The following is a 5,394-nucleotide window of genomic DNA, read 5'->3' on the forward strand; positions in this document are numbered from 1 at the left end:
GCGGCAGCTCTCGGATTATCTGCTGAACCGGGACTATTGAGGAGGTCAGCTACTTCACTTTCTTCTTGGGCGGCTCCTCGGACTTCGTCTGAATGACCTCGCCGCCGGAGGGGATGACGAGTTCATCGCGCACTTGCACGAACGAACGTCCTTCCTTGGAAGCGTGGATGTAGAGCTTCTGTTTGCGGGACTTGAGCTTCTTGAGCACGACTTCAATCTGCTCGGAGTCCACCTTGTCCATGAAGTCGGCGAACCAGTAGATCGTGTCGGCTTCCATGACCTCCTTCGACATGAGGGCGGTCCAGGCGTGGGTGATGCCATTGAACTCCACGAAGTGCGTGTTTTGGCGCTTTTCCATCTGGTTGAAGATGTCCTCCAGCGGCATGGGCAGGGCGGGATTGTATTTGAATTTTTTGCGCTCTGCGGCGGGCGTGTTGAGCGGGGTCTTGCCCTCCCAGACCTGCCAGAAGGTGCGAAATTTGTCGCCATTGGTGGGATTGATGTCGTCGTCGATCTTCTCCTTGGGTTTGACCAGGCCGCAGCCGAAGTAGAGCACGAGCGGACTGCCGAAGGCGACCTTGTCGAGTTCTTTGGCCACAAGCGGCAGGTATTTGGTCATGGAGCGCGAGACGTCCATGACGACGGCGATTTTGCGGGTGTCTTTGAGTTCTTTGCCGAACATCATCAGCGGCTTGAAGGTCATGCCAGACATGCCGCCCATGCCTTGACCGTTGCCGAACCCACCCCCGGCGCCGCCAGTGCCAAAACCGCCGCTGCCGAGTTTTCCCCCACCCGCGAGGGACGAGATGTCAGGCAAGGAGAGCATGTCGGGTGGAGCTTCCGGCAGAGTGATGCTGGAACTGATGCTGGCGGAAACTAACCGCTGCATTGGTGGGGTCTTTTGAAGTTTCTGCTGGCGCTTCATTTGCACTTTATGCGCCAGATCGGCAGATGCCTCGGCTCCCTGCCGGGTGCCGCCGCCGGGCAGGAAATCGACCTGCCTGTCAAATGTCTGCGTGGCCAGCACCACTAGTCCAGCCAGCACAAGCAGCCCCGCATGAAAAATCAGGCTCAGCGTGAGCGATCCGCCGCCGATGGAACGCCACAGCCGCACCAGACGGTTGGGCCGCCGGTAGATCACTGCGGCAGGGGAGCTGTTCATGGCAGCTTCCGACCTTGGTTCCTCTGAAGTCGCGGAGGTGTTGGCTGTTGGGTCCATGGCTGGTGGTGCCCTCAAAACGAAGGCTGGTGGTCGATCTTGATTCAAATTTCTTATCGGGCCACCGATTCAAGGCGCGAAATACCGGGACATGGCCAAACACACAGGCTGGCCACTTCCATGTTTTTCCTTGCCCCACCGTGCAAACCGTGTTCTCTCAACCTTCAAATCAACCCACTATTCACACACATGAGCGAGCGTCGCGTCGTCATCACCGGCATGGGAGTTGTCTCCCCCGTCGGCAACAATAAGGACGATTTTTGGAAGAACATCCTGGCAGGCAAGAGCGGCATCCGCCGCCTCCAGTCCATGGACACCACGAAATACGACTGCAAGATCGGCGGTGAGGTGGTGGACTTTGATCCCACAGGCTACTTCAACAACCACAAGGACGCCCGCCGTGCGGACCGCTATTTCCAGTTCGCCATGGCCGCCTCGAAAATGGCGGCCAAGGACGCCAACTTGAACCCCGACAGCCTGGACCCGCATCGCGTCGGCGTCATGGTCGGCAGCGGCATCGGTGGTCTCGGCACGCTCGAAACGCAGTATGAGGTGCTGTTGACGAAATCACCTTCACGCGTTTCGCCGTTCATCATCCCGATGATGATCTCGAACATTGCCAGCGGCATGATCGCGGCGGAATACGGATTCATGGGGCCGAACATGGCCATCGTCACCGCCTGCGCGACCTCGAACAACAACATCGGTGAAGCCTGGCGCATGATTAAGTTCGGCGATGCTGACGCCATGATCTGCGGCGGTGCCGAAGCGTCCATCCGCCCCTGCGGCTTGGCCGGATTCTCCAACATGAAGGCTCTCAGCCTGCGCAATGACGATCCTGAGCGTGCCTCACGTCCATGGGACAAGGACCGCGATGGCTTCGTCATGGGTGAAGGCGCTGGTGTTGTGGTGATCGAAGAACTCGAGCACGCCAAGAAGCGCGGCGCGACGATTTATGCCGAACTGGCCGGTTACGGCACCACCGCTGATGCCTACCACCTCACCTCGCCGCATCCCGAAGGTCTTGGCGCTGCCAAGTGCATGGAAATGGCCCTGCGCCATGCCAAGCTGAACACCACGGACGTGCAATACATCAACGCGCATGCCACCTCGACTCCGGTGGGCGATTTGTGCGAACTGCGTGCCATCAAGCGCGTGTTTGGCGATTACGCCAAGAGCGGCAACGGCCTGCTCGTCTCCGGCACCAAGTCGATGACCGGTCATTTGCTCGGTGCCGCCGGTGGTGTCGAACTCGTCGCCTCGATCTACGCCATCCAGGACCAGATCGTCCCACCCACGATCAATGTCGAAAACCTCGATCCCGAGGTGGACGTGGACATCGTGCCGAACACCGCGCGTCCTGCCAAGGTCAACGCTGTCCTGAGCAACTCGTTTGGCTTCGGCGGTCACAACGCCGCGCTGCTGATCACGAAGTTCGAGGGTTGATCCTTTGTCGTGGAGGATAGGCTTCCGGGCCTGTCTATGGATCGAGGCGTCCCGCCTTGAGCAGAGCGGCCAAAGGCTGGAAGCCTCGGGCCGCTGTCAGGCTGGAAGCCTGACCTCCGGTGTTCCAGTTAACGCGAAACTTGGAGTTCCAAGTTCTTCGCGTTTTCACCGACTTCGAAGCTCCACTCCCCTGCACCGGGCTTTTGTGCTTTCGTCGTCACGGTGCCATCAGCCGTTTCGAGACCGGGAACATCAGCGGCACTGTAGCTGACGGTGAGTTTCACTTTGCCAAGCACGGGGCCGGTCTTGTCATCGAGCTTGAACTTGCCGCCCATCACACGGGCGCAGGCGACGGGCGCGGAAGGATCTTCGGGCGTGAAGATCACGCTGCCCCAGCTCACAGGTTTGCCGTTGACGGTGACCTTGCCGTCAATCGCGGTGCGTTTGGCGGGCTTGAGGAAGCCTTGATTGCGCAGCCAGTCGCGCAGGTGACCGCTCCAGGTGCCGAGCACGGGATCGCCGAGGTAGAGTCCGACACCGTGCGGGCCAGGCTGGTAGATGTGCAGTTCGGCGGGCACTTTGTGTTTGCGGCAGGCGAGGTAGAGCGCCACGGGATTCTCCGCAGGCACGACGGAGTCCTCATCGGTGTGGAAGATGAAAATCGGCGGCGTGTTGGCAGTGACGCGAGTTTCGGTGCTGACGTGCTTGGCGAGTTCGTCGTTGTCATTTGGGCCGAGCAGATTTTTGCGCGAGCCTTTGTGGCCGAAGTCTTCGATCATCGAGATGACGGGATAGGTCGGCGCGGCGACATCGGGGCGGGCACTGACTTGATCCACGGCGTCGTTGGTCATGCCGGCGGGTTTTTCATCGAACATCGTCGCTGCCATCGAGGTGAGATGACCACCAGCGGAGAAGCCGATGATGCCGATGCGCTGCGGATCGATGCCGTACTGCTGCGCATTCGCCCGCACATGGCGAATGGCGCGTTGCACGTCGATGAGCTGTGTCGGGAAATGATAACCAGCCGAACCAAGGCGGTAATGCAGCACGAAAGCGGAGACGCCGAGGCCGTTGAACCACTTCGCGACCTGCACGCCTTCGTGATCGGCGGCCAGACCACCATAGCCGCCACCGGGACACACGACGAAGGCTGCGCCATTCGCTTTCTCTTTCGAGGCAGGCCAGACATAGACGAAGGGCTGGTCCTTGTCCGTGTCGCCCTTGGCACCGGGAGCGCCTTCTGGCCACAGGCGGACCTTGGCAGGCTCGGCGTGGGCGATGGCGGTTAAAAAGAGAACGGCGGTGAAAAGAGAAAGCTTGTTCATGGGTTGGGAGTTCTGTTAATCCTGTCATTCCAAACCGTTCTTTCATCCACCATGATCACTCGCCGTCATTTTCTCTCCACCAGCCTCGGCGCTCTCAGCGTCTCCACCTTGCCCGCCATCGAGCCGATCAAGCGTCCCGGCAAAAGCCGCATGCAGCTCGGCGTGGCCGCGTACAGCTTCCGCGAGTACTTCCAGTGGATGCGTGACAAGGAGCAGAAGCCGAAGGGCGACCGCAATGCCTGGAGCATCCTCGATTTCATCGACTGGTGCGGCGACAACGGCGTGCCGGGAGCCGAAGTGACGAGCTACTTCTTCCCGCCAGAAGTCGATGAAGCCTTCCTGCTCGAAGTGAAGCGCCGTGCGTATCTGCGTGGCGTGCAGATCGCCGGAACAGCGGTCGGAAACAATTTCGCACTGCCAAAGGGCGAGAAGCTGAGCGAACAGATCGCCTACACGAAGAAGTGGATCGATTATTCCGCGATCATGGGCGCGCCGCACATTCGCGTCTTCGCCGGAGCGAAGCCAAAAGATCTCACCGAAGAACAGGCGGTGGCGAACTGTCAGGAGTCCTATCAGGAGTGCCTCGACTACGCAGCGAAGAAGGGCGTCTTCCTTGGCCTCGAAAACCACGGCGGCATCGTCGCCGAGCCGGACAACCTCATCAAGATGGTGCAGGCCGCGAAGAGTCCGTGGGCCGGCATCAATCTCGACAGCGGCAACTTCCACACGGAAGACCCGTATGCCGATCTTGCCAAGATCGCACCCTACGCCGTCAACGTGCAGCTCAAGATGGAGATCAAACGCGAAGGCGCCAAAGAAGCCGAGCCGAGCGATGTGAAACGCGTGCTCCAGATCATGCGCGATGCGAATTACCAGGGCTGGTTCACACTGGAGTTCGAGACCAAGGAAGACCCCTTCGTCAAAGTGCCGGAGATTTGCGACATGCTCAGGCCGCTGCTGGCTTGAGGTGTTTCTGGGTACGTTGTTCACGCTTTAGCGTGTTCCCCGTTCCCCCCGGACACGCTAAAGCGTGAACAACATACAAAGACGTCCTTCCAGCGACGCATCCGTTTTCACCGCTCCTTCTTCGGTCCCTTGCCGCGCACGCTCATGCGGAAGGGCACGCCGGGGGCGGGCCATTCATCGCGGATGACTTTTTCGAGGTAGCGGGTGTAGCCTTCGGTGAGCTTGGAGGCGCGGTTGGCGAAGAGGACGAAGTGCGGGATGGGAATGGCGAACTCGGCGGCTTCGTTCACCTGCGTGGCGTAGAGGAGCTTGAAGCTGTGCGTGCTGCGGCCGAGGGCACCGGGGGTGTTATCGATGGCATTGCCGAGCAGACGATTCAAAGCGCCGGTGCTGATGCGGTTCTGCGCTCCTTGGCGCACCTTTTCGACCTGTACGAAG

The 5,394-nt window shown here is 60.0% G+C and carries 4 protein-coding genes and 1 pseudogene; 2 read left to right on the top strand and 3 right to left on the bottom strand.

All coding sequences use genetic code 11. The annotated features are described in order from the left end of the window. Positions 1-49: 49 nt before the first annotated feature. Positions 50-1,162, bottom strand: a complete 1,113-nt coding sequence (locus ACKVY0_RS03165) for a hypothetical protein (protein WP_409213341.1) — start codon at positions 1,160-1,162, stop codon at positions 50-52. A 246-nt stretch (positions 1,163-1,408) separates the two neighbouring features. Here ACKVY0_RS03165 and fabF point away from each other — a divergent pair, with 246 nt between their 5' ends. Continuing rightward, on the top strand, positions 1,409-2,665 hold the full coding sequence (gene fabF, locus ACKVY0_RS03170) for a beta-ketoacyl-ACP synthase II (protein ID WP_409213342.1): 1,257 nt from the start codon (positions 1,409-1,411) through the stop codon (positions 2,663-2,665). A gap of 128 nt (positions 2,666-2,793) precedes the next feature. On the opposite strand, the gene ACKVY0_RS03175 is transcribed toward fabF, so the two are convergent. Then, positions 2,794-3,990 (bottom strand): alpha/beta hydrolase, encoded by a 1,197-nt coding sequence (locus ACKVY0_RS03175; protein WP_409213343.1) that lies wholly within the window; start codon positions 3,988-3,990, stop codon positions 2,794-2,796. 51 nt (positions 3,991-4,041) lie between these two features. Here ACKVY0_RS03175 and ACKVY0_RS03180 point away from each other — a divergent pair, with 51 nt between their 5' ends. After that, the gene (locus tag ACKVY0_RS03180) at positions 4,042-4,956 is read left to right on the top strand and encodes a sugar phosphate isomerase/epimerase family protein (RefSeq protein WP_409213344.1); all 915 of its coding nucleotides are present in this window, start codon (positions 4,042-4,044) and stop codon (positions 4,954-4,956) included. A 107-nt stretch (positions 4,957-5,063) separates the two neighbouring features. Here the strand turns inward: ACKVY0_RS03180 and ACKVY0_RS03185 are convergent. Then, positions 5,064-5,394 (bottom strand): annotated as a pseudogene (locus ACKVY0_RS03185) (hypothetical protein); the annotation flags it as partial.

Origin of the sequence: Prosthecobacter sp., from assembly GCF_046154365.1 — a bacterium.
GTDB lineage: Bacteria > Verrucomicrobiota > Verrucomicrobiia > Verrucomicrobiales > Verrucomicrobiaceae > Prosthecobacter.

Excerpts from the sequence above, each read along its gene's own strand:
- ACKVY0_RS03180 (WP_409213344.1), top strand. The coding sequence starts at position 4,042 with ATGATCACTCGCCGTCATTTTCTCTCCACCAGCCTCGGCGCTCTCAGC.
- ACKVY0_RS03175 (WP_409213343.1), bottom strand. The coding sequence starts at position 3,990 with ATGAACAAGCTTTCTCTTTTCACCGCCGTTCTCTTTTTAACCGCCATC.
- fabF (WP_409213342.1), top strand. The coding sequence starts at position 1,409 with ATGAGCGAGCGTCGCGTCGTCATCACCGGCATGGGAGTTGTCTCCCCC.
- ACKVY0_RS03165 (WP_409213341.1), bottom strand. The coding sequence starts at position 1,162 with ATGAACAGCTCCCCTGCCGCAGTGATCTACCGGCGGCCCAACCGTCTG.